Source organism: Leeuwenhoekiella nanhaiensis (genome assembly GCF_002744755.1).
GTDB classification, from domain to species: Bacteria; Bacteroidota; Bacteroidia; order Flavobacteriales; family Flavobacteriaceae; genus Leeuwenhoekiella; species Leeuwenhoekiella nanhaiensis.
Genome location: NZ_KZ319291.1, coordinates 156,913 through 183,106, shown reverse-complemented (window position 1 = coordinate 183,106; position 26,194 = coordinate 156,913). Strand labels below are relative to the sequence as shown.

Sequence of the window (26,194 nt, the reverse complement as noted above, 5' to 3'; positions counted from 1 at the left end):
CCGCCGCCATGAAACTTATCAAACTCGACAGGCAAAGCCACGACGATTGCTCCTTTACCATCAATCATACCCGCGACCGGCATTTTCTGAAAATCTGGCATTATCATCCGGAACTGGAACTGGTGCTGATATTAGAAAGCACAGGAACCCGCTTTATTGGGGATTCGATTGCTAAATTCACTCCCGGCGAACTCGTACTTTTGGGTCCTAATTTGCCGCATATGTGGCTCAACGATCCGGTTTATTTTAAGGAGGAAAATGAGGAACTTCAGGCCCGTGCAATCGCTATACATTTTAAACAGGATTTTCTGGGAGCCGATTTTTTCACCAGACCCGAAATGCGTATTCCTGCCCGATTATTACAGGCAGCACAGCGTGGACTTGTATTTAAGAGCATTCCGCCAGAAGTGCCTGAGCAGCTCAAAAATCTGAAGCATCTTGAACCTTTTGAACGCAGCCTGAGTTTGCTTCAGCTTTTAAAAGAACTTGCCGCGCTAGATCATCATCCGCTCACCGGTGCGGGCTACCTGAGCGAAGCTTACAACACCGGCGCAGGCAATTTTGACAAGGTATATGAATACCTCTACAAAAATTTCAGGGAAAGCATAAGTCTTGAGGACGTGGCAGCACTTATCCCGATGAATCCTTCGGCCTTTAGCAGGTTGTTTAGCAAGTTTCACAAAAAAAGCCTGATGCGCTACCTCAATGAGATTCGTATAGGCTACGCCTGCAGACTATTGATGGAACCGCACGAACGAGTAAGCGAAATTGGTTTTGCTTCGGGCTACAACAGTCTTTCTAATTTTAACCGGCAGTTTAAAAAAGTGACCGGGAAAACTCCAAAAGAATATGCGGAAATTCACTCAAAAATGTCCTAATCAAACCAGGAAGCAAAAAAAGTATTAGCATCGGTAAAGAAATGCTCGGTAAAAAAAATGAAGCCTGGGTACATTTGAAACGTTCACTTTAATCATTCAAATATGAAAACAGAGGTAATTATTACCGGCTACGAGGTTGTTGACGTTCGGTTTCCCACCAGTCAGTTTCTGGATGGCTCAGATGCTATGAACCCCGACCCCGATTATTCTGCTGCCTACGTCATTTTAAAAACTTCTCAGGAAGGACTCGAAGGGCACGGCCTCACCTTTACCATAGGCCGCGGTAACGAGCTGTGTGTAGCGGCTATTGACTCGATAATGCCTCTCATTCTCAACAAATCCCTGGCTTCCTTTACGGCTAATATGGGTACGTTCTGGAAAATGATTACAGGCGACAGTCAGTTACGCTGGTTAGGGCCCGAAAAAGGAGTGATCCACCTCGCAACCGGAGCTGTGGTCAATGCCGTTTGGGATTTATACGCCAAGGCGGAAGACAAACCCTTGTGGAAATTGCTTGCCGATATGAGTGCCGAAGAACTCGTCTCATGTGTTGATTTCACTTACATTACGGATGCAATCACTCCGGCCGAAGCGATAAAGATGCTTAAAAAGCTGGAAGCCACCAAGCAGCAACGTATTGATACGTTGCTTCAAAAGGGCTACCCGGCCTACACCACCTCTGCGGGTTGGCTGGGCTATAGCGATGAGAAAATGCGCAAATTATGCCGCGAGGCCAAAGCCGAAGGTTTTAAGCATATGAAAATCAAGGTAGGTAAAGACCTTAAGGACGATATGCGCCGGGCTCAGATTATTCGGGAAGAAATAGGAGACGATCTGAAGCTGATGATGGATGCCAATCAAAAATGGGATGTGACCGAAGCCATCGCAAATATGGCCGAACTCAAAAAATTCAATCCCTGGTGGATTGAGGAACCTACCAGCCCGGACGATGTTTTGGGCCACGCGGCCATTGCCAAAGCCGTTACTCCTATTAAAGTTGCCACCGGAGAACACTGTCAAAACCGTGTGATCTTTAAACAACTGATGCAGGCAGGCGCTATTGAGATTTGTCAGATAGACAGCTGTAGGCTCGCCGGTGTAAATGAGGTGCTTGCGGTATTGCTAATGGCGGCCAAGTTTGAGATTCCGGTATGCCCGCACGCCGGTGGTGTAGGTCTGTGTGAGTATGTACAGCACTTATCGATGATTGATTATATTGCGATAAGCGGTTCGCTAGAAAATCGCATTATTGAATATGTAGATCACCTGCACGAGCATTTCTTTGATCCTGTAGTGATTAAAAACGGTGCGTATATGCCGCCACAGTTACCGGGTTACAGCATCACGATGAAACCCGATTCGTTAAAAGATTACGAGTTTCCGAAAGGTAAAATCTGGCGGGAAATCGCTCAAAAAAACTAAGATTATGCAACCATTTCAACTAACACATAAAACAGCTTTAGTCACCGGTGGCGCCAGTGGTATAGGTCGCGCTATCGCGGAAACATTCGCCAAAAACGGCGCTCGGGTAGTTATTCTGGACTTTAATGAAACTCAGGCTAAAGAAGTTGTTGAAGCTTTTAAGGCCGAAGGTTTAGAGCTTCAGTATAAAATATGCGACATGTCAAAAGCCGAAGAAGTACAGCAAATTGTTGATGCTATTGCCAGCCAAAATAAAATTGACATTTTGGTAAACAACGCCGGCGTTGCCCACGTGGGAAATATCGAAAACACCACCGAAGCCGACCTCGACCGTATTTATTCGATCAATATAAAAGGAGTGTACAATTGTGCCAAAGCGGTAATCAAACATATGAAAGGCAACAACGGGGTCATCATCAATATGGCGTCAATCGCTTCCTCGGTGGGCATTTCAGACCGTTTTGCCTACTCCATGTCTAAAGGAGCGGTGCTTACAATGACCTACTCGATTGCTAAAGATTATGTAGATCAGGGCATTCGCTGCAACAGCATCTCCCCTGCCCGCGTACACACCCCTTTTGTAGACGGGTTTATTGCCAAAAATTATCCCGACAATCAGGAGGAAATGTTTGAAAAACTCTCCAAAACGCAACCCTTGGGCCGTATGGGTAAACCTGCGGAAATCGCGCATTTAGCGCTGTACCTCGCCTCTGATGAAGCCTCCTTCATCACCGGGACTGACTTCCCGATTGACGGCGGATTTATAAAACTTAATGGATAACTTTTTAACTAGAAGATTATGAAACTAATACGTTTCGGCGCAGCCGGAAAAGAAAAACCCGGAGTACAACTCGATTCGGGTAAACGCATAGATGTATCGGCTTTTGGCGAAGATTACACCGAAGCCTTTTTTGAAAATGACGGTCTTAACCGCTTACAATCGTGGTTGAGCAGCGAACAGGATAATTGTCCGGAAGTTTCCGCAGAAACCCGACTTGGAGCACCTTTGGTTAGACCCTCCAAAATTGTATGTATAGGTCTTAACTACGTTTCGCATGCCAAAGAAACCGGAATGGAAGTGCCCAAAGAACCCATTTTGTTCTTTAAGGCCACTTCGGCCATCGTGGGTCCTAACGACGATGTCATCATCCCCAAAGGCAGCGAGAAAACCGATTGGGAAGTGGAGCTGGCAGTGGTTATTGGCAAAAAGGCCTCTTATGTGAGCGAAGCCGAAGCTTTAGATTATGTGGCCGGTTATACCCTGCACAACGATTACAGCGAGCGGGCTTTTCAGATTGAGCGTGCCGGTCAATGGGTTAAAGGGAAGAGCTGCGACACCTTTGCGCCTTTAGGTCCGTTTATCGCAACCAAAGATGAAATCAAAGATCCCAACAAACTCAATTTATGGCTAAAACTAAATGGGGAGCAATTGCAAAACAGCAACACCTCAGATTTTGTATTTAATGTGCAACAGGTGGTGAGTTACATCAGCCAGTTTATGACCCTGCTTCCCGGAGATATTATTTCTACCGGTACTCCTTTTGGGGTGGGAATGGGCTTTAAACCGCCTCGTTATTTAAAACCCGGGGATGTGGTTGAATTGGGTATTGAAGGTCTGGGCACTTCCAGACAAACAGCCCGTGCCTACTCGAGATAAAAGGTTAAGCATCTTCAACTTAGGAAGTCCTAAAAAGTTTTCGTTAGTATACTTTTAGGACTTTTTCTATATCTGGCATAACCTATTTTCATCCCAAATAGTTTGAATAACTCAACCCAAAAACTGCAATTTTCCATCAAATGTTAAAATTTTAACCCGTGCGCTGGGAATATCAAAATATTTTCTTAATCTTGTTATGTACTACATAATTACATAAATACATAATGATTTGAATATCAAAACTAAAACAACATTTATGAGAACACTTTTACAACTCAGGATGCTTAAACAGATCACACTCGTGGTACTGGCATTGCTGGGAACAACCACAATTATGGCTTCTCCGGCATTGGGAGAAGTTTTTGACAATTATGATCAGAAAACGATTTCGGGAGTTGTTTACGACACCGAATCGGGAGAGACACTTCCCGGCGTAAGTGTGAGTATTAAAGGAACAACAACAGGTACGATTACAGATTTTGACGGTTCTTTTCAACTACAGGTTGAGCCGGGCGCCGTATTGGTGTTTAGTTATGTAGGTTATATGAAGCAGGAAGTACCTGTAGGCGATCAAACCTCACTAACCGTTAATATGGAAACCGATGTTCAGTCGCTTGAAGAGGTGGCTATTATTGGTTATGGTAAAGTAAAACGATCTAACCTTACCGGATCTGTATCTACCGTAAGCAGTGAAGTACTTGAACAAACTAATAAAGTAGACGCGGTTTCTTCTATTCAGGGACAGGTTGCTGGTGTTACCGTGCAACGTACAGACAACAAGCCCGGTGCAGGAGGTTTCAACATTCGTGTACGGGGTGCTAACACCATTAATACCGGTGCGGGTAATGGAGGTTATAGCCCGGGACAAAACCCATTATTTGTAGTAGACGGAATCTTTGTTGATGATATTTCCTTCCTGAACCCCGCAGATATTGAACGTATGGATGTACTTAAAGATGCGGCTTCTGCTGCGATCTACGGTTCACGTGGTACCAACGGAGTTGTAATTATTCAGACTAAAAAAGGAAAAGAAGGTAAGGTAACCGTACGTTACAACAACTACATAGGTTTTAAAGAAATTTATAACCTTCCTCCTGTTTTTAACGGTCAGACCTATATTCCATTCTTAAGAGATGTGGTGGTAGGTAACCAGTTTGCTTCTAATCAGGATGGAAATTTCAGTCAGTATTCTGCCGAAGCAGTAAATATCAACGATTACCTGAGTGAAGAAGAACGTGAAAACATCGCGAACGGTGTAAGTACAGACTGGGTAGATTTGATTACCCGTAATGGTTTCCAACAGAACCACACCCTTGATATCAGTGGAGGTAACGACAAAACCGTTTATGCCGCCGGTTTGGGGTATACTGAAGATCAGGGAACTATTTACGGAGAAGACTTTAACCGTTATACCCTGAAAGGAAATATTCAAAGCGATCTTACAGATTGGTTAACCTTTGGGTATGATAACTACGTTACTTTGGCTACAACCAATGAAGGTAGTTTAGAAGCTTTCAGAAGTGCATACCGTCTAAAACCAATTGGTAGAGCCTATGACGACAACGGAGATTTGCTTTTCTTACCAACCCAAAAAGAAACTCAGGTAAGTAATCCTATTTTCGATACGCAAAACTGGAAACTTGAGAATAAGTACATCAATTTTATCGGTAATATTTCACTTAGCGTAAAGCCGGTAGAAGGTTTGAGCATTACTACAAAATTTGCTCCTAACGTAAAATACACACGGATAGGTGAATATCGCGGTTTGTTAACCAAAAGTACAATCGGTAACCAGAGTAATACCCGGGCAGAGGTCAACAACTTCCTCGATTATTCGTACACATGGGATAATATTGTTGACTACAGTCTTGACATTAATAAGGACAACAGTCTTGCTGCTACTCTGGTGTACTCCAGATTTTTACAGGACAATGAATCTTACCGCATCCAGGTTAGAAACTTTACTTCAGACAACTTTTTATTCTATAATCTGGGAGCAGGTTCTAACGTAAACTCCTACGGAAGTGGTTTTAGCAGACAAACTTTAGAGTCCTACACCGCTCGTCTTAATTACAATTTGATGGATCGATACATTCTTACCCTTACGGGTAGATATGACGGAGCATCTGTATTATCTGACGACAACAAATGGGCCTTTTTCCCTTCAGCTTCATTCGCTTACCGTGTGATACGTGAAGATTTTATGCGTAACCAAAAAGTATTTTCAGATCTGAAATTGCGTTTAAGTTATGGTCAGACCGGTAATAACGGTATTGGTGGAGGATTAAATCCATTAGGTACACTTTCATTACTTGAGTCAAGCTACACGAATATAGGCGACGCGAGTGTACCTACATTGTACGTTAACGGTCTGGCAAACCAGGACTTAAGCTGGGAGCGTACTTCTGAGGTTAACTTTGGTCTTGATTTCGGCTTCCTGAACAACAGACTTACCGGTAGTGTTGACATCTACAACAGAGATATTAAAGACATCATCTTCTACAGACCTTTACCTAACGTGACTGGTTTTGGAGGAACTTTTGATAACATCGGGGAATCTCGTAACCAAGGTATTGAAGTTGGTCTTAACGCCAAGATCTTTGATGGTGAAGACTTTAAATGGAGTACCAATCTAAACTTTGCCAGCAACCGTAATGAGATTGTTAACCTATACGGAAATAGTGACGAAATCATTTTTGGAGCTCAGGGAGGTACTTTCATCCACCGAGTAGGAGAACCTACGGGATCGCTTTACGGATTTAAATTTGACGGAATCTGGCAACTGGATGAAGCTGCAGAAGCGGCTACCTACGGTCAAAAGCCGGGTCAGGTACGTGTGGTTGACGTGAATGGGGATGGGCAAATCACAGAGCAGGGAGACCGCGTAATTCTTGGAAACCCACTCCCTAAATGGACCGGAGGTTTTACCAGTACAATGAACTATAAGAATTTTGACTTCTCTTTCTTTGTGTACACCAGCCAGGGTGTTACCATCTCCAGTAATTTCCACAATGCACGTGCATTCTCCTATGATGGTGAACCCGCTCGTTTATGGAATGGTTACGACACGAACTACTGGACACCAACCAATCCTACTAACAACTGGTTTCAGCCCGGTAACGGTGGTCCATACCAGGGAGCAATTAAGAACATGGATGTATCTTTTGTAAAAGTTGGTTTTATGACTTTGGGATACGCGCTTCCTCAGGAGACTATTCGAAAATTCGGAATTCAAAAATTACGTTTATACACTACCGTTCAAAACCCATTCACCTTTTCAGAATATGATGGTTGGGATCCTGAAAACGCCGGTAGAAATACTTATGGCGCCTCATTTATGGCACGCACCTACATGGCCGGTATAAACTTTACATTCTAAAAAAATAATTAGTATTATGAAAAAATCAATTTATACTTCAGCACTCGCTTTACTGCTTACCGGTACGCTGGTAACCGGTTGCGACGATTTCCTGGAGGAAACAAACAGACAGGCGATCAGTATTCCATCTTCACGGGAGAATTCGGAAAGTTTCGTCCAACTCGTTAACTACATCTACGAAATAACACGCGAAAACACTACCCACTATCAGCCAGACATGCTTTATGTACTGGAAGACCTGGGTACCGATATCGTGACAAGAGCCTCACCTCTTACCGGTACTGACGCCATAAATGACTATGTAGATCTAAACGCATCAAACTATGTATTGCAGGTGTACTGGTCTAATCAGTACAAGCAGATTGCTGCTGCAAATACCTTGCTCGCCAATGCAGATTTAATTGAAGGTGTTGAAGAAAGTCTGAAAAACAGAGGGATTGGCGAAGCTAAATTCTTCAGAGCCTGGTCTTATTTCAATCTGGTAGAGAACTATGGTGGAGTACCTATTGTCACCGAACCTATTACTACAGCTCAATCTGATTTCCCACGTGATGAAGAGCAGGAAGTTTATGAGCTGATCGTAAGTGACCTTAACGATGCCATCAATGCGGTTGATGAAAATCCGGAAGAATTTGGTCGTGTATCTAAAGATGCCGCACGTCACCTACTTTCTAAAGTTTTATTGACCCGTGGTTACAAGTCTTTTGCCGCATCAGACGATTATACCCGTGCGATTGCCCTGGCAGAAACCGTGATAGACAATCACCCGCTTGAGCCTACATTTGCAGATGTGGTTGATATTGAAAACCAACGCAACGACGAAGTGGTCTTCTCTTTCCTGTTTGGTACCGAAACCTCGAGTTTGGGCTGGGGTAATACCAAACACTTATTGTATAAGTTTGAATACTTCAACTATCCCGGTTTAGCCCGTGGTAGTTTATATCAAAATGGTATAGGAAGAATGCCTACTCCGTTTTTCTTCAATATGTTTGATGAGGAAGATACCCGTAATGAGGAAACGTTAAGATATGTTATTTACGCAGATGTAGCTGAAGACGGTCTTGAAGTAGGCGATACGGCTATTTATTTCCCAAAAACAGCCTGGAGTCAGGAGCGCATAGACAGTAAGCCTTACGCGGTAATCAATCCAGATCAGTATCTGGTTAATGATGGAGTTACGAATGTTCACTGGCCGATGTTCAAGAAGTTTGACGACCCGGGCGCTCCGTTTACGTATGCCAACGAGCGTGCCTTTGGAGATCGCGATATGGTTATTATGCGTGGAGCTGAGGCCTATCTGATTGCTGCCGAAGCTGCATTGCAAAACAATAATCCGGGTGCTGCTGCAACCTATCTTAATGCCGTACGTTCACGTGCAGGTATTACAACCCCGCTTACTGCAGGAGATGTGGATCTGGCTCTTATTCTAGATGAGCGTGCCCGTGAATTGGTTGGCGAAGTAAACCGCTGGATGGACCTAAAACGTACCGGTACATTAATATCACGCGTTTTAGAATACAACCCCCACGCAGCGCTTAACAATGCAATAGCCGAAAAACACCGTCTAAGACCCATACCACAGTCTGAGATTGATGCTTCCGGAAAAACAATTAGCCAAAACCCGGGTTACTAAAACTAGAAAATCCGTCAATCTCAAGGCAAGGCCCGGATTGACGGATTTTTTTTTATTCAGTATAGAAAAACTACCTCAGCTTATTATATCGTAAGGCTGAGCCAAACAAGTCAAATCTTAACTCAGTTTGCTAAAGTGCGGTGTAAGGTGATTGCGCATGTTTTCTCTAAATTCATAAGCAGTGCCACTACGCAAGGTTTCAACCAGATCATTATGTGAGATACTACCCCGCTTGGGTTCTGCCGCAGACTTTGATTCCTGCTGCATCATATAGTGAAAAACGGGTAAAAGCATAGACTGAAAACGGTTTAGAGTACCATTTCCAGACATCTTATAGAGATAGGAGTGAAACTCAATCTCGTAAGCCAGACGGGTTTGAAGATCGGTTTTACAAAGGGGGTCATTAGCCTCCCGGTCTACAATCTCCTGTAAATTAACAACATCAGAATCATTTTTTCTAATGAACAGCAATTCACTCATACCTACTTCAAGCACCAGTCGCAACTCAAATATGTGTTGCATAGCTTCTTCGCCAAGCAGGTCGGGGTCCATGATGCGTTCTATTCCACTTAAAATATCGGGTTCTGCTATAAACATTCCCTTGCGTTTTTTAGACTCAACGACGCCCAGCATACGCAAACGGCTAAGTGACTCACGCACGATGTTTCGGCTAACGCCCAGATTTTCGGCGAGCTCTATTTCTCCGGGTAAGGAATCTCCAGACTTGAAACGATTCTCTTTTAAAAATTCAAGAATACGTTGTTCTACCTGCTCTACCAGAGAAACTGATTTAATGGGCTTTATTTTAGAAGACATAGCGATTTGATGGTTAGTGGCAAATTTCTGATAAAAACATTGAAAACTTAAGACATTCCAAATGTAATTTTAACACATATTTTAAATATATTGCTATCTAAAATATGTCCTACATATAAAATTAATGAACATAACGAATATACATGAATTTGGAGCCGTAAATGATAATTTTACGAATAATGCGGTTTCCATTCAAAAGGCTATAGATAGTTGCGCTGCAAATGGCGGCGGCAAAGTCGTTATACCTGCTGGAAAACCCTTCCTGTCGGGCCCCTTTGACCTCAAATCAAATATTGAATTACACCTGGAGCAGGGCGCAGTACTCAAGGCCTTTCCTGACGAAAGTGTTTATGTAAAAAGCGCGTTCAGACAAAATCTGGGTGAAGGTACCATCTGGATAGGTGGAGAAAACCTCAGCCAGATTTCCATTACCGGTGGGGGCACTATAGATGGCAACGGTATCTTTTTTATGGGCGATGAGCTTCACGATTCCTATGAACTGAAGCCTTTTGAGACGATAGATCCCAGACCGCACATACTCACACTGGTATCCTGTAAAAATGTAAAAATGCACGGCATTACGGTTAGCAATGCTGCCTACTGGGCGCTGCATTTTATAGGTTGTTACGACGTTTCTATCGCAAATATTTCGATCTATAACGACCTTAAAGTACGCAACAGCGATGGTATTGATCTTGATCACTGCCAAAATGTACGCATCAGCAATTGCCATATCGAATCTGGTGACGACTGTATTTGCCTTAAAAACCGAAGAGAATACGAAGAGTTAGGCCCTTGCAAAAATATCGTAATTTCAAACTGTACCCTCATCAGCACTTCGTGCGCTATTAAAATTGGTTCTGAAAATATGGATGCCATCAGCCACGTTACCTTTAATAACTGCATTATTACAGGCAGTTGCCGGGGTATAGGTATTCAAAACCGCGATGAAGGCACCGTGTCAGACATCATTTTTTCGAATATTATGGTTGAATGCAAGCAGTTTTCTGACGTCTGGTGGGGAATGGCAGAGCCTATCTACATTACCGCCTATCCACGTGCCTCGCACGATCACAAAGACGCGGGCTGGAGACTAAAGCCCGGAGCTGCCGAAGCCGGTATTGGTAAGGTTTCTAATATCACCTTTGCAAACATCAGATGTAAAAGTGAAAACGGGATTTTTCTGGGAGCGGCATCGCCAGATCTTCTGGATAACATCCGCTTCAACGACATTGACCTCGAGATTTCAAAAACCACCGAATATCCGGGAGGGTATTACGATTGCAGACCGTGTAAGGATGCTGATTTCATCGGCGAGCAAACCGCCGGTTTTTATATGGTAAATGCCAGCAATGTATACATCTCAAATACCACGGTAAACTGGGGAGCTCAAAGACCCGATTATTACGGCAATGCGGTTTATGCGGAAAATATCACCCCACTGGTTCTCGATAATTTTAATGGTTCAGCAGCATTTGATCATTTGGAAAGCATCGTTAAGCAAGGACAAACACAACTCGAAAAAATTTCAAATTAATCATGATTTTAGGCTTATCATATCTGGATATAATAGTACTGGCGCTTTACTTTGGTGTCATCGTATATATCGGCATACGGTCTAGCCTCAAGATCAAAAAGGAAGAAGACTATTTTCTGGGAGGCAGAAAATTTGGAAAACTCTTCTCAACCTTCGCCAGTTTTGGGCAGGCTACCTCAGCCGATGGCCCCGCAGGAGTGGCGACCACAACCTTTAAAAACGGCGCCAGCGGCATCTGGAGTTCGCTTCTAATGCTTTTTGCCACTCCCCTGTTTTGGATTACAGCTCCCTGGTTGCGACGCCTACGCATCACCACGATGGGCGATTTTTATGAGGAGCGTTACGCTTCGCGAAAAATGGCCGCAACCTATGCCCTGGTGGGAACCATTGGCATGATGGGTTTACTTTCGGTAGGTTATAAAGCGGTGACCACCACGGCTCTGGCAATGACCGGAAAGCCGGAAACCGCGCTGACTGCAACCGAAAAGCTCGAAAAAGAAAAAGCAGATCGCCTTTTTGAACTTTCTAACGAAAACTTCACCTACCTCTCTCAGGCCGAGAAACAGGAATTAACTGAACTTAGACAGGAAAATCCACGAGCGCTCTTCAGTTATTTTTCTGAAGATGTACTCATCTGGACCATCTGTTTTATCGTGCTGTTTTATACGGCATTGGGAGGACTCGAAGCCGCGTTTTACACCGATTTGCTTCAGGGAATTTTTATCATTCTACTTTCAATCATTCTCATACCCTTCGCCTGGCAGGCGATTAATCAGCAATTTGGCGGTAGCGGCATGATGCAGGCGCTTACTAACCTACACGAGCAATTGCCCGAAAGTACTTTTGAAGTTTTTGGTTCGCCTGCGACCTTAGACTTTACCTGGTATTTTATCATTATGGCGGCCCTGGTATCGGGGATGACGGTCGTAGCTCAGCCCAACCAGCTGGTAACTGCCGGTGCTGCAAAAAGTGAAGACGCGGCACGCACAGGATTTGTTACTGGTACTTTTATGAAACGTATTGTGACCATCCTCTGGGGAATGGTAGGACTTTGCGCCATTTTGCTCTATGGGGGTAAAATCATGAACTCCGATTTCGTTTGGGGTCATGCCACCACACAACTACTGGCACCGCTGGGATTAGGTCTGGTAGGATTGATGCTGGCCAGTCTGATGGCGGCCTTGATGTCAACGGCAGATTGCCTGATGATTACCGTTTCCGGACTCATCGTCAACAACTTTTATAAGTATTTCTACCCGGAACGCTCTGCCCGACATTACATCTGGGCCGGTAGAATATCGGGCGCTATTTTTCTCATAGGGGCTGCGGTAATCACAACTCAGTTTGATACGATTCTTCAGATTTTAAAGTTTATCTGGGAGTTCTTTGTGGTGTTTGTCGCCGCATTCTGGCTGGGACTAAAATGGCGACGTGCCAACCGAATTGCAGCCTGGTGTTCGATCCTGCTCACCTTTCTGCTCTTTTACCTGATTCCTACGATCCTGCCGGTAGTCTTTCCGGCGATGCGCACCGATGAAAGCCTTACGAAGCTCACCGAATCACGCATCGTTACCCGAAATTACGAGGTAAAAGAAGGAGATCTTGAAAACCGAAAACACGATATCGCGCAGTGGGAAAAACTTCCGCAAAGCGAAAAAGATCAAATCAAAAAACCGGAAGCACTTGCGCTGGGAGGTACTAACGCGGTAGACTACGCGATGCCGCAACAGGCTATATTTTGGTCTAAAGGAGTTTCGGTAACCAAAGCTGATGAGCGCTACGGCCGCGGCTACATTTATCTGGAATTGTACCTGCTAGACAGTCTGGGCTGGGATCTTTCCAGGAATCCCTATGCTTTAAACGAAACCATAAGACTCGGTATCCGTTTGTTATTTCCTTTTTTGGTACTCATCTTCATCGCTTTGGCAACAAAACCTGATCCTGACGATCATTTAAAGTTCTTCTACCAGAAGATGCGCACCCGGGCAATTGACAACAGTACCTTAAAAAATCAACCGGTTACGGAAAGGCTTTTGTTCCCCAACAGCAATTGGGAATTGTACACTTGGAATAGAAAGGACAGCACGGGCTTCCTGCTCGCCTGTCTTGTTGTTGTACTCATTATTGGTTTGCTCTACCTGATGGTTTCCCTCGGGTCCTGATTAATGAATTGATAAAATGGAAATAGAAAAACCGCAAAAAAATAAAAAAGAACTGTTTAACCTGAATTTATAGTTATGAAAGATAGCAATCAAAACGCGCAGCCGCTGGGCAGTCTTGACGAGTGGGAAGATGACGTGGTGCGCCGTTATCCTGAAGAGGCTCATAAAGCCAAGGAAGAATTTCGCAATTACGAAGCTCCGGCTCGTGATACGGTAAAAGAGTTTTACCGCATCAATCACATCAACCAGACCTATGATTTTGTGCTCGAAAAGAAAAACGACTTCCTCAAATTTAACCGTCGTGAGATGTCGCTTTGGGATGCAGTCGAATTTTTAAATACGCTCGTTGATGACTCTGACCCGGACATTGACCTCGATCAAACTCAGCACTTACTGCAAACCTCTGAAGCCATACGTGCAGACGGGCATCCGGATTGGTTTGTGCTTACCGGTTTCTTACACGATCTGGGTAAAGTATTGTGCCTTTTTGGCGAACCGCAGTGGGCTGTTGTGGGCGATACCTTTCCGGTAGGTTGTGCCTATTCAGACAAAATCGTGTATCCGGAATTTTTCAAGCAAAATCCCGATTATACTAATGAGCGCCTCAATACCAAATACGGGGTTTACAAACCCAACTGCGGCTTAGACAATGTGCACATGTCCTGGGGTCACGATGAGTACCTGTACCACATTATGAAAGACTATCTGCCCGAGCCGGCTTTATATATGATACGCTATCATTCGTTTTACTCACAACACCGTGAGGGCGCTTATGATCACCTGATGAGCAAACACGATCACGAGATGTTTAAGTGGGTAGAAAAATTCAATCCCTATGATTTATATTCCAAGGCTCCTACCCCGCCAAACGTAAAAGAATTGCGTCCCTATTACGAGGATTTGGCTGCCAAGTTCCTGCCGGACACCCTAAAGTTTTAGATTATTTTTATAGTACCTGTTATGATTCTTAAACCGAAATACCAATTTGTCTTAAAGCTTGCCTGTTGCATTTTTATGCTTGCAGGGCTTAATTCCTGTAAAAAAGAAAAAGAAGCAGAAATTCAGGCTCAGGAAGAAACGCCCTACAAGAGTCTCCTAAAACGCGTGGTGCCCGAGTATGCAGACCAATTCAGTATTGATTCGCTACCCGGTGTCGGCGATCAGGCTTTTGAAATCGCAGCTCAGGATGGTAAAATCAGTTTAAGGGCAAATAACGGCGTGGCTATTGCTTCGGCCCTGTATTATTATATCAAAGAGTATGCTCACGGGCAGATCACCTGGAATGGCACCAACCTCAACTTCCCGGAAACCCTGCCCCTGCCTGAACAACCGGTACGCAAAGAATCGCCTTACGAGTACCGCTACTACCTCAACTACTGCACCTTCAACTACTCGATGAGCTGGTGGGATTGGGAACGCTGGGAAAAGGAAATCGACTGGATGGCGCTTCACGGTATCAATATGCCTTTAGCCATAACCGGTGAAGAATACATTTGGGACGAAGTTTACAAGTCGTACGGCTTTACCGATGAAGACCTCAACGACTTTTTCAGCGGTCCTTCGTATTTCTCCTGGTTTTGGATGGGAAATCTGGACGGCTGGGGCGGCCCGCTTCCGCAAAGCTGGAAAGAAAGCCATCGCGATTTGCAGAAAAAGATTTTACAGCGCTCACGCGAACTGGGAATGAAGCCCGTACTTCCGGCATTTACCGGTCACGTTCCGGCTTCTTTCAAAAAATTCTTCCCCGATGCCAATCTCAAAAAGACCAATTGGGGTAATGATTTTGGCGACACTTACATCCTGGATGCAGGCGATCCGCTTTTCGCAGAAATAGGAAAACGCTTTTTAGAAAAACAGGAAGAAGTCTTTGGTACAGATCACCTTTACACGGCAGATACCTTTAACGAAAACGAGCCACCTTCAGACGATCCGCAGTATTTGGGTGAGTTGAGCGAAAAGATTTTTGAAGGCATGAAAGCCGCAGATCCCGAGGCAACCTGGGTGATGCAGGGCTGGTTGTTTTACAGCCACAAAGACTTTTGGAAAACCCCTCAAATAAAAGGTTTGCTCAGCACGGTGCCCGATGATCGCATGATCATTCTCGATCTGGCTACCGAAATTGAACCCGTCTGGAAACAAACCGAAGCCTTCTACGGCAAACAATGGATCTGGAATATGCTGCACAATTTTGGCGGAAACATCAGTATGTTTGGCCGTATCGAGACGGTGGCACAGGAACCTGCAAAAGCTTTAAACGACAGCACTTCGGGGAATTTAAAAGGAATCGGTCTTACGATGGAAGCCATTGAGCAAAACCCGGTGCTTTACGAACTGATGACCGATAATACTTGGCGTGACACGCCTATCGAGCTCAAGCCCTGGCTGAAGCAGTACACCCGCAACCGTTATGGTGCGGTAAACGATAGCATCACCAAAGCCTGGGATATTCTGGTAGAAACGGCTTACAACGGTACCACGATACGCGATGGTGCCGAGTCTATCATCGCTGCGCGTCCTACTTTTGAAGGCTACCGCCGCTGGGCACGCACCAAGATGAATTACGATCCGCTTGACCTGCTGCCCGCCTGGGATTTGTTTATTGGCACAAGTGATACCTTCAAAAATGCTGATGGTTTTGAATACGATCTGGTTGATCTTACCCGTCAGGTGCTTGCCAACTATGCGCTGCCTGTGCAGCAACAGATGACTATAGCCTACCGCAATAACGATAAGGAAGCTTTTAAAAAGCACAGCGAAGAATTGTTGACGCTTATCAGTGATTTGGATCAATTGCTTGCTACGCGAAAAGACTTCCTGCTGGGTCTCTGGATTGCTGATGCACGAAGTTGGGGCAATACACCTGAAGAAAAAGCCCTTTACGAGCGGAATGCCCGCGACCTCATCACGCTTTGGGGCGGTCCTGACAATCCCCTGCACGAGTATTCCTGCCGCCAATGGAGCGGGGTGCTTAACGATTTTTACAAACCACGCTGGCAACAATTCATCAACGATGTTCAATCCGACTGGGGCAATTTTGATCAGGAAGCTTTTGATGAAAAAATCAAACAATGGGAATGGGAATGGGTTAACAAAGAAGAATCGTACAACACTGAGCCCAGCGGTGACGCTTACCAAATAGCAAAAGCACTTCACACCAAATACCGAAGCAAAATCACCCCGATCACGAAGATCATGCCGCCTATTGACTACAACTATTAACCGCTGCTTATGACCGTAAAAACTTCAGAACGCTTTTTATCGCTCGACGTATTCAGAGGGCTTACCATCGCCCTGATGATTTTGGTAAACACGCCGGGCACCGGTGCCGAAATGTATCCGTATCTGGTGCACGCGCAATGGTTTGGATTTACACTGGCAGATTTAGTCTTCCCTTCATTTCTATTCGCCGTGGGTAATGCGATGAGCTTCTCGATGCGCCGCTTTCAGGAGGCTGCACCTGCAGATTTCTGGAAAAAAGTGCTGAAGCGCACCGCAATCATCTTTCTGCTGGGCTTTCTGATGTACTGGTTTCCCTTTTTTGAATACAATGACGGGCAACTGCAGTTATCCCCATTTTCGGAAACCCGGGTTATGGGTGTTTTGCAACGTATTGCTCTTTGCTACTTTTTTGGTGCGGTGATGGTAAGGTATTTTTCAGTCAAAGCTATTTTCATCGCGTGTATTGTGATGCTTCTCGCCTACTGGGGAATTCTGTATGCTTTTGGCGAACCGGGACGCGAACTCGAAATGGCTACCAATGCCGCTGCTAAATTTGACTTTGCCATTTTGGGCGAGGGCCATATCTATAAAAAAGACGCCATCCCTTTTGACCCGGAAGGTATTTTGAGCACCCTGCCCAGTATCGTAAACGTGCTTGCGGGTTATCTCGCCGGTGTGTTTATCAGACGAAAAGGGAAATCCTTTGAAACCATTGCCAAACTGATGCTGGCCGGGTTTATCATTTTTGCTTTAGCCGAATGGTGGGGCTTAATTTTTCCCATTTCGAAAAAATTGTGGACAAGTCCCTTCGCGATGCTAACCATAGGTCTTAACCTGTCTATGCTGGCCGCACTCATCTTTGCAGTCGAATTGAAAAACATCAAATTTGGTAGCGATTTTTTCAACACCTTCGGGAAGAATCCGCTGGTGATTTACCTGTTTTCTGAATTGTTTTACATCACGCTACGCCTCATTCCGGTGAATGAAAATCAGGATGCTTTTGAATGGGTAAGTGAAGAAGTTCTTCAGCGCATCTTCCCGGGATCCTTCGGGGCACTGATGACCGCTATTGTCTTTATGCTCCTGTGCTGGGCTTTGGGCTACTGGATGGACAAAAAGAAAATCTACGTCAAAATATAATTCCCCTAAAACCTACTCTTTAATTTCAAATACCGTCATGAACCTGTTTTTTCGCTTTCCACATATCCTAACACTTGTATTTTTTTCACTTCTTTCCTGTAAAAAAGAAGAAATACAAGAGCCTGATTTAGCAAAAGCTGAACTACCCGGGCTTTGGTACGATGCACCGGCACGGGAATGGGTTGAAGCCCTTCCGATAGGAAATGGTAAAATTGGTGCGATGGTCTTTGGGCGTGTGAGTGACGAATTGATTCAGCTTAATGAAAGTTCGCTTTACAGTGGCGGCCCAGTACCTCAAAGCATTAATCCCGATGCAGCTTCCTATTTACAACCCTTACGCGAAGCTATTTTTGCCAAAGATTACGAGCAGGCAACCCTTCTAGCCAAAAAAATGCAGGGCTATTACACCCAGTCTTATATGCCTATGGGTGATTTGCTTTTGCATCAGGACTTGAAAAACGATTCGGTGCAAAACTACAAACGTACGTTGAACCTGGCCGATGCTATTACCACCACGGTATTTGAAGCAGATGGCGTAAAGTATAACCGTGAGCTCTTTACTTCGGCACCCGATAATGTTTTGGTTATGAAACTTACCGCAGATGCCGCAAAAACCTTGAGCCTGAATCTTTCTGCGCAAAGCCAGCTGCGCTCTGAAGTTTCGGTAACTGAAGATCAGGTGTTGGTCGTTAGCGGGAAAGCTCCGGCAAACGTAAACCCCAACTATTACAATCCCGAAGGCGTAGAGCCTATTACTTACGAAGATCCTGAAGGATGTGACGGGATGCGTTTTCAATACCGCATCAAAGTGCTTAAAACCGATGGTAATCTCAGTGTGCAAAATAACAGTCTGGCTATCGCTGATGCTTCCGAAGTGGTTGTACTGCTTAGCGCAGCAACCAGTTTTAACGGTTTTGACAAATGCTCGGATAAAGATGGACTCGACGAAGCAAAACTCGCGAGTGAATCTATGCAGGCGGCTTCGTCTAAAACTTATGACCAACTCAAGGCAGATCACATCGCCGATTTTTCGGCCTATATGACCCGTGTCGCGCTTGATTTGGGCACAACTCCGGAAGACCTTTTAAAACAACCTGTTGATGCCCGTTTAAAAGCCTATTCCCAGGGAGCTAACGATCCCAATCTGGAAGCTCTGTATTTTCAGTATGGCAGGTATTTACTGGTTTCTTCCTCAAGACCGGGCGGAATCGCAGCCAATCTTCAGGGAATCTGGAATAACGAAATGCGTCCGCCGTGGAGTTCAAATTACACCACAAACATCAATGCCGAAATGAATTACTGGCCGGCAGAAACCACTAATTTGAGTGAAATGCATCAGCCGTTTTTGGCCTATATTCAAAATGCTTCGGTTACCGGAAGCCGTGTGGCTAAAGAGTTTTACAATGCAGAAGGCTGGGTTTTGCACCACAATTCAGACATCTGGGCTACGGCAAACCCGGTGGGTGATCTTGGTGACGGTGATCCGCTTTGGGCAAACTGGTATATGGGTGGCAACTGGCTTACGCTGCACCTCTGGGAGCACTATGCTTTTACTCAGGATGAAGGCTATCTGGCAAAAGTATATCCGGTAATGAAAGAAGCAGCTCTTTTTACTTTAGACTGGCTGGTAGAACGCGACGGTCAATTGACTACAGCACCTTCTACCTCTCCTGAAAACCTCTTTTTGGTAGACGGAAAAGGCTATGCAGTTACCGAAGGGGCAACTATGGATCTCGCGATCATTCGCGAATTATTCAGCAATACCCTTAAAGCTTCAGAAGTACTGGGTACCGACGCTGAGTTTAGAGAAAAGCTTGTTGCTGCTCAGGAGCGTTTGATTCCCTATCAAATAGGAGCGAAAGGCCAGTTGCAGGAATGGAATCTGGACTTTGAAGAAGAAGATCCGCATCATCGTCATGTTTCGCACTTATTTGGGTTACATCCCGGCACTTCCATCTCTCCGCTCACCACTCCTGAGCTTGCTGCGGCTACCGAAAAAACCTTTGAACTGCGCGGTGATGAAGGGACGGGCTGGAGCAAAGCCTGGAAAATAAATTTCGCTGCCCGCTTGCTTGATGGCGATCACGCGTATAAGATGATCCGCGAATTGATGCAGTACGTTGACCCCTACTCCAAAGAGCATAAAGGCGGGACCTATCCCAACCTGTTTGATGCGCATCCGCCGTTTCAGATTGACGGGAATTTTGGAGCCACTGCCGGCATAGCCGAAATGCTGTTGCAGAGCCATTTGGGTGAATTGCACCTGCTTCCTGCCCTGCCCGGTGCCTGGGAAAACGGTTCTGTAAAAGGTCTTAAAGCCCGCGGAAACTTTGAAGTAGCTATCGAATGGACAGAAAACAAACTGAAATCTGCAACAATACATTCAAAGTCCGGTGGAACCCTAATACTCCGTACTGCTCAACCTATTCAGGTGGAAGGAATTTCCGCAGAAAGTCAAAAAGAAGGGGCTTATTACCTTACTCAAATCGAAACGAGGGCCGGGGAAACCTACCAGGTTTTAGCACCATAAAAATTTAGTAATTAGCCAAAGAAAAAGGCTGTCGTAAGTGTTATTGATAAACACCTAAGACAGCCTTTTTTATTTTAAGACCAAAATTTATTGACCTTCTATAGTCTTGATTCGGCCTTCAGTATCATATTCCAGTTCTACCACTTTCATACTTCGCAACCAGGTTTTTCCACCAGAAGGCACACTGTCGTGGAAGAATAAGTAGCTCTTTCCTTTAAATTCGATGATAGAATGATGCGTGGTCCAACCCACCACCGGAGTCAAAATCACTCCCTGATAGGTAAACGGTCCGTAAGGATTGTCTCCCGTTGCATAACACAGCCGGTGCGTGTTTCCGGTAGAATACGAGAAGTAATACTTGCCGTTATACTTATGCATCCACGAAGCTTCAAAAAAGCGGCGATCGTGGTCTCCCGCAGTTAGCGGCTTTCCGTTTTCATCTAAAATGACAATTGCTTTGGAAGGCTCTGCAAACTCGAGCATAGTATCAGCCAAACGGGCTACACGAGCCGGTAAAGCAGGTTCATCTTCTTTAGGTTCTAACCCGCACTCGATGGCTTTCCCATCCCGGTAACGTTGTAATTGTCCGCCCCAGAGACCGCCAAAATACATATAGTGTTTCCCATCTTCCTCAAAAATACAGGGATCTATAGAAAAGCTGCCCTTCATGGGTGCGTCAAGTGGCTTGAAAGGCCCTTCGGGCTTGTCACTGGTAGCCACACCAATGCGGAAAATATCCGTTTGATCTTTCAGCGGAAAATACAAGTAATACGTCCCGTCCTTATGGGCGATATCGCAATCCCATAGCTGGCGACCGGCCCAAGGAATGTCTTTTACGTCAAGTGCCTTACCGTGATCGGTAACTTCCCCGTCAATAGATTCCATCGAAAAGACGTGATAATCCCGCATATCAAAGTGATCGCCGTTGTCGTTTTCAGGAATGCCCGATTCTACATCATGAGAAGGATAAATATAAATTTTGCCGTTAAAAACATGTGCCGAAGGATCTGCCATATACGCATGATCCACCAGATATCTGGGTTCTTTCATAGGATTTACTTTAAAGTTTAGTCTTGTATTTCCGGTTATTTCAAAGCCGAAAAACAACTTATAGTATTATTGACTACAAGTTTAACAAATATAAATGAGTTTCCCTAACTTTTTTAAATCAGGTGAGTACCAAAAGTGGAAAAGTTAAGCGGAAGTTGAAGCTTAAAATTCGAAGTTGAAACCTTTCTCCAACAGCTTCTTGTAGGTTTCCGGATTGAAGCGATAGAGCTTCGCAGCGCGGTGCGAAACGTCCTTTTGCTTTTCGGCCAATGGAGTAAGCAAATCCATTTTAAGAATTTTACGCCTGAAGTTGGGCTTATCCATTTCATAACCCAAAATCTGTTCGTACAAATGCATCAATTGCAATAAGGTAAATTTTTCAGGCAGTAAATTGAAACCAATAGGCTCTTGTTTGATGCGTCTGCGCAGGCGTTTTTGACCTATTTCCAGAATCTGCTGGTGATCGTAAATCAGATCTTTGACTTCAGAGACTTTAAACCAGGCTACCTCAGCAGCCGTATAACCTGCTTTCAAATCGTAATCTTCTTCTTTAATTAGCGCATAATAGCCTACGGTAATTACGCGCGAAAGTGGAAAACGATCGGGTGCACCAAATGCCCGTAACTGTTCCAGATAAACATCTTTAATCCCGGTAAGTTCAAGAAGGAGGCGGTTTGCGGCATCATCAATACCTTCATTTTCATAGATCCAACCTCCGGGTAAACCCCATTTGTCTTTACTAATCCCCTCTTTGTGTTTTACCAAAAGAACCTCAAGCTCTTCATTTTTAAAACCAAAAATCACGCAGTCAATGGTGATACTGTCTAAAATCACTGACTTTTCTGCTTCGGGAATTTGCATTGAGGTAGATTGGTGCTCCATAGGTTAAAAATGTACAGCTAAAGTATAAAAAATTGACCAGTTTTAGATTTTTATCCGTATACTTGTAGTCAAATATACTATAAGAGTATTAAAAACTGAATTCATTCAAAAAAAGATCCTATGTATTTTTTAGGAATTGACCTGGGTAGTTCTTCCATTAAACTTGCTGTTTTAGACGGTAATACCGGAAAAGGTATCGCTCATATTACCGTACCCGATCGCGAAATGCAGATGCACGCCGCGCAGGCCGGTTGGGCAGAGCAAGACCCGGAAAGCTGGTGGCAATACACCTGCGACGGAATTAAAAAACTAAAGGCTCAGGGTGTTGCTGTTGATCAGATTAGAGCTATTGGCATCTCGTATCAAATGCACGGACTCGTACTTACCGATAAAAATTTAAAGGTTTTGAGACCCTCCATTATCTGGTGCGACAGTCGTGCAGCAAGCATTGGACGCGATATTTATCAGGATAAAGGCAGTGCCTTTTTCCATTCCCGCATTTTGGGAAGTCCCGGAAATTTTACAGCTTCCAAGTTAAAATGGGTGCAGCAACATGAGCCGCAACTTTTTGAAAAGGCAGCTTATATGATGCTTCCGGGAGATTATCTCGCCGCGAAGTTTTCGGGCGTAGCCCAAACCAGTAAATCAGGCCTTTCTGAAGGAGCATTGTGGAATTTCAAAAAAGGAACTCTGGCAACAGATGTTCTGGAAGCTATGGGACTACCCGAATCTCTGATTCCTGAAGTTGTTTCCAATTTTGGGCATCAGGCCGAAATTTCGTCTGAAATTGCAGCCGAACTGGGACTTTCTAAAGATGTCAAAATAACCTACCGTGCCGGCGACCAACCTAATAATGCCTTGTCATTAAATGTTAACGAACCCGGCGAAATAGCTACCACAGCAGGAACTTCAGCCGTAATTTATTCGGTGACCGATCAGGATTCGTTTGATCCTGAAAATCGTGTGAATACGTTTTTACATGTCAATAATGAAGAGCAACAGAAGCGTAACGGCGTTTTACTGTGTATTAACGGCTCAGGAATTCTATATCAATGGCTTAGAAAAACCGTTTCAGCCGGTTCTAAAGATCTGGTTTCCTACGAATTCTTGAACGAGCAGGCTTCAAAAGTAAAAGCCGGCAGCGATGGCTTGCGTTTTTACCCTTTTGGAAATGGTGTAGAACGCATTTTCAATAATAAAGATGCCACCAGTGGTTTACAGAACTTAAACTTTAACCGCCACGAAACCTCGCATCTGGTTCGTGCCGCTTGCGAAGGAATTGTATTTGCTATGAATTACGGTTTCGAAATCATGCAAAAAATTGGTGCCGGAGGTCAACGCGTAAAGGCCACGCACGCCAACTTATTTTTAAGTCCGGTGTTTCGCGAGATTTTTGTCAACACCACGCAAACCACGCTCGAATTGTATGAAACCAATGGGGCTGAAGGAGCCGCACGAGGAGCCGCATACGGTTTTGGGCATTATAAAACACTTAACGAAGCCAATGAGGGTCTGAGTCTGATAAGTACTCAGGAGCCTCAAAAGGACCAGGGCAAAATCTATTCAGACTGGTATCAAACCTGGAAAAACAACATAAAAATAAACGAGTAATTCAAAAACTATGAGTACCTATTTTAAGAACATTGATAAAATCAAATTTGAAGGAAAAGGCAGTGACAACCCATTAGCTTTTAAATACTATGAAGCAGATAGAGTGGTTGCCGGAAAAACCATGAAAGAGCATTTTCGCTTTGCGATGGCTTACTGGCACACGCTAAATAATAAAGGGGGAGACCCGTTTGGTGCACCTACCGAAACCTTTGAATGGGATAAAAATCCTGATCCGGTAGGACGTGCAAAAGATAAGATGGATGCTGCTTTTGAGTTTATGACCAAAATGGATCTGCCTTACTACTGTTTTCACGATGTTGATGTGGTAGATGAATCTCCTTCATTAAACGAGTATGAGAAACGTATGCACCAAATGGTGGAGTACGCACAAATGAAGCAAAAAGAAAGCGGAATCAAATTGCTTTGGGGTACTACAAACCTGTTTAGCAACCCACGCTATATGAACGGCGCTTCTACCAATCCTAATTTTGACGTGGTTGCCTACGCCGGCGCTCAGCTAAAAATTGCCGTAGATGCCACCATCGCTTTAGGTGGTGAGAACTACGTGTTCTGGGGAGGTCGCGAAGGGTATATGAGCCTGTTGAATACCGATATGAAGCGCGAGCTCGACCATATGGGGCGTTTCCTTACTATGGTAAAAGACTATGCACGCAAGGAAGGTTTTAAAGGAAACTTCCTGATCGAGCCTAAACCGATGGAGCCTAGCAAACATCAGTATGATTTTGACGCAGCTACAACCTTAGGGTTCATCAATAAATACGGTTTACAGGATGATTTTAAACTGAATCTGGAAGTAAATCACGCTACGCTTGCCCTTCATACGTTTGAACACGAATTGCAGGTTGCTGTAGATAACGGTATGCTGGGAAGTATAGATGCAAACCGTGGGGACTACCAAAACGGTTGGGATACAGACCAGTTCCCTATTGATATTTACGAAATCACCCAGGCCATGCTTATCATTCTAGAAGGTGGTGGTATTCAAGGGGGTGGTGTAAACTTTGATGCTAAAGTACGTCGCAACTCTACCGACCTAGAAGATAAATTTATCGCGCATATTTCCGGAATGGATGTATTTGCACGCGGACTTATCGCAGCAGATCACATTCTTCAGAATACCAAATACAGCGAATTGCGTAAAACACGCTACGAGTCTTTTGACGGTGGTAATGGTGCCAAATTTGAAAAAGGAGAACTTACTCTAGAGCAACTGAGCGAAATCGGGAAGCAAACCGGCGAGCCAAAACAGTATAGTGGTAAGCAGGAGTTGTTTGAGCAGATTATTGCCAACGCGTTCTAAGCAACAAAATCGAATTAATTGTCTGAAAAAGCACCCATCTGGGTGCTTTTTTATTTAAAAGAAGAGCTGAAGCGGCTTGCGGTGACTAAAGTTGTACGCCAAAAAACAAAGCTTTTAAAACTGAATTACCAAGTTTCCTTAAAGCCGAAATGAGCACATTAAAAAACTGATTATCAGATAACAAAACAGTATTCAGAGCTAATCTAGAGTGCCAAATGCCACGCTTCCTTCAAAGAAGCTTTGTGTTTTTGAATAAAATAAGCGCTTTGCCTAAACCGATTTAGCGAAAAAATTTCCATAAAGTATTCATTATCAATTACTTTTTGAAGTAACTTTAACGTTGTAACCCTAGTGAAATAAGTAGCTAAGCCGTTATAAAGAACTCCCCTACACAACTTAAAGTTTCTGCTAAACTCTAAAACCGGGATAATCATGAGAGCGCAATTACAACTAACGGAAGCTAAAAATTCATTTCAGCAGGAGGCACTCGTACGTTGCCTGAACCGCATTATGGAAGTACGAATACTGGATTGCAACCTCAAAAAAAGAATTCTTTTTGTAGAATTTACAGGACCCAAGGTTTTCCAGAAAATTCAGAAAGAAATCGAGAGGCTTGGATTAGCGATTGGCGAGAAAAAAATACTTCCAGATCCATTTGCATTGACAACAAGTTCAGCAGATAGCCTGAAGACTTCACAAGCTTGATTTACGAGATTTTGACAATCAAGCTTCCGTTTTTTCGCTTACACTTTATAACTTTTTTTAATCTAATAAATTGATTATCAGACCATAACTAATCATCCTGGCAAATACTTCCTGTACGTGCCAAAATTCCTTCCGGAAAAACTTCAATAAACCTTTTAAGTTATCAAAAATTAACTAAATTTAACAGTGCTTATTGTCACAAGCGCAATCATTTAGCCATTTAATTTTTTAAATCATTAATACTGTCTTAGT

The 26,194-nt window shown here is 44.1% G+C and carries 18 protein-coding genes; 15 read left to right on the top strand and 3 right to left on the bottom strand.

The genetic code is table 11. The features are described 5' to 3' along the window. The first annotated feature begins 8 nt into the window (after positions 1-8). From CJ305_RS11410 to CJ305_RS11385, 6 genes are all read left to right on the top strand, one after another. Positions 9-878: an AraC family transcriptional regulator gene (locus tag CJ305_RS11410; RefSeq protein ID WP_099646402.1), complete on the top strand. Its 870-nt coding sequence runs from the start codon at positions 9-11 to the stop codon at positions 876-878. Positions 879-980: 102 nt separating this feature from the next. Continuing rightward, on the top strand, positions 981-2,300 hold the full coding sequence (locus CJ305_RS11405; protein WP_099646401.1) for an L-fuconate dehydratase: 1,320 nt from the start codon (positions 981-983) through the stop codon (positions 2,298-2,300). Positions 2,301-2,304: 4 nt separating this feature from the next. Next, positions 2,305-3,081, top strand: coding sequence for an SDR family NAD(P)-dependent oxidoreductase (locus tag CJ305_RS11400; RefSeq protein ID WP_099646400.1), 777 nt, complete (start codon positions 2,305-2,307; stop codon positions 3,079-3,081). 18 nt (positions 3,082-3,099) lie between these two features. Continuing rightward, positions 3,100-3,957, top strand: a complete 858-nt coding sequence (locus CJ305_RS11395) for a fumarylacetoacetate hydrolase family protein (RefSeq protein ID WP_099646399.1) — start codon at positions 3,100-3,102, stop codon at positions 3,955-3,957. 256 nt (positions 3,958-4,213) lie between these two features. Next, on the top strand, positions 4,214-7,336 hold the full coding sequence (locus tag CJ305_RS11390) for a SusC/RagA family TonB-linked outer membrane protein (protein ID WP_223248866.1): 3,123 nt from the start codon (positions 4,214-4,216) through the stop codon (positions 7,334-7,336). A gap of 16 nt (positions 7,337-7,352) precedes the next feature. Further along, complete coding sequence (locus tag CJ305_RS11385) at positions 7,353-8,969, top strand: RagB/SusD family nutrient uptake outer membrane protein (RefSeq protein WP_099646397.1); 1,617 nt, start codon at positions 7,353-7,355, stop codon at positions 8,967-8,969. A gap of 117 nt (positions 8,970-9,086) precedes the next feature. Here the strand turns inward: CJ305_RS11385 and CJ305_RS11380 are convergent, their stop codons facing one another. Beyond that, a complete protein-coding gene (locus CJ305_RS11380; RefSeq protein WP_099646396.1) occupies positions 9,087-9,785 on the bottom strand; it encodes a FadR/GntR family transcriptional regulator in 699 nt (232 codons plus the stop codon). Positions 9,786-9,909: 124 nt separating this feature from the next. Here CJ305_RS11380 and CJ305_RS11375 point away from each other — a divergent pair, with 124 nt between their 5' ends. From CJ305_RS11375 to CJ305_RS11350, 6 genes are all read left to right on the top strand, one after another. After that, positions 9,910-11,322: a glycoside hydrolase family 28 protein gene (locus CJ305_RS11375; protein WP_099646395.1), complete on the top strand. Its 1,413-nt coding sequence runs from the start codon at positions 9,910-9,912 to the stop codon at positions 11,320-11,322. Positions 11,323-11,324: 2 nt separating this feature from the next. Beyond that, a complete protein-coding gene (locus tag CJ305_RS11370) occupies positions 11,325-13,484 on the top strand; it encodes a sodium:solute symporter family protein (protein ID WP_099646394.1) in 2,160 nt (719 codons plus the stop codon). A 75-nt stretch (positions 13,485-13,559) separates the two neighbouring features. Then, on the top strand, positions 13,560-14,423 hold the full coding sequence (locus CJ305_RS11365; RefSeq protein WP_072982827.1) for an inositol oxygenase family protein: 864 nt from the start codon (positions 13,560-13,562) through the stop codon (positions 14,421-14,423). Between the two features lie 21 nt (positions 14,424-14,444). Continuing rightward, positions 14,445-16,703, top strand: a complete 2,259-nt coding sequence (locus CJ305_RS11360) for an alpha-N-acetylglucosaminidase (protein WP_099646393.1) — start codon at positions 14,445-14,447, stop codon at positions 16,701-16,703. A 9-nt stretch (positions 16,704-16,712) separates the two neighbouring features. Then, the gene (locus CJ305_RS11355) at positions 16,713-17,843 is read left to right on the top strand and encodes an acyltransferase family protein (RefSeq protein ID WP_099646392.1); all 1,131 of its coding nucleotides are present in this window, start codon (positions 16,713-16,715) and stop codon (positions 17,841-17,843) included. Between the two features lie 37 nt (positions 17,844-17,880). Then, positions 17,881-20,373, top strand: coding sequence for a glycoside hydrolase family 95 protein (locus tag CJ305_RS11350; RefSeq protein WP_099646391.1), 2,493 nt, complete (start codon positions 17,881-17,883; stop codon positions 20,371-20,373). Between the two features lie 87 nt (positions 20,374-20,460). Here the strand turns inward: CJ305_RS11350 and CJ305_RS11345 are convergent, their stop codons facing one another. Both CJ305_RS11345 and CJ305_RS11340 read right to left on the bottom strand, forming a co-directional pair. Then, positions 20,461-21,423, bottom strand: a complete 963-nt coding sequence (locus CJ305_RS11345) for a glycoside hydrolase family 43 protein (RefSeq protein WP_099646469.1) — start codon at positions 21,421-21,423, stop codon at positions 20,461-20,463. Between the two features lie 162 nt (positions 21,424-21,585). Next, positions 21,586-22,305, bottom strand: a complete 720-nt coding sequence (locus CJ305_RS11340; RefSeq protein ID WP_099646390.1) for an NUDIX hydrolase — start codon at positions 22,303-22,305, stop codon at positions 21,586-21,588. A gap of 120 nt (positions 22,306-22,425) precedes the next feature. On the opposite strand from CJ305_RS11340, the gene CJ305_RS11335 reads away from it, so the two are divergent. The 3 genes from CJ305_RS11335 to CJ305_RS11320 all read left to right on the top strand — a co-directional run bounded on the left by CJ305_RS11335 (position 22,426) and on the right by CJ305_RS11320 (position 25,942). Further along, the gene (locus tag CJ305_RS11335) at positions 22,426-23,916 is read left to right on the top strand and encodes a xylulokinase (RefSeq protein WP_099646389.1); all 1,491 of its coding nucleotides are present in this window, start codon (positions 22,426-22,428) and stop codon (positions 23,914-23,916) included. Positions 23,917-23,926: 10 nt separating this feature from the next. Next, the gene (xylA, locus tag CJ305_RS11330) at positions 23,927-25,237 is read left to right on the top strand and encodes a xylose isomerase (protein WP_099646388.1); all 1,311 of its coding nucleotides are present in this window, start codon (positions 23,927-23,929) and stop codon (positions 25,235-25,237) included. Positions 25,238-25,669: 432 nt separating this feature from the next. Beyond that, on the top strand, positions 25,670-25,942 hold the full coding sequence (locus CJ305_RS11320; protein ID WP_099646386.1) for a hypothetical protein: 273 nt from the start codon (positions 25,670-25,672) through the stop codon (positions 25,940-25,942). Positions 25,943-26,194 lie beyond the last annotated feature (252 nt).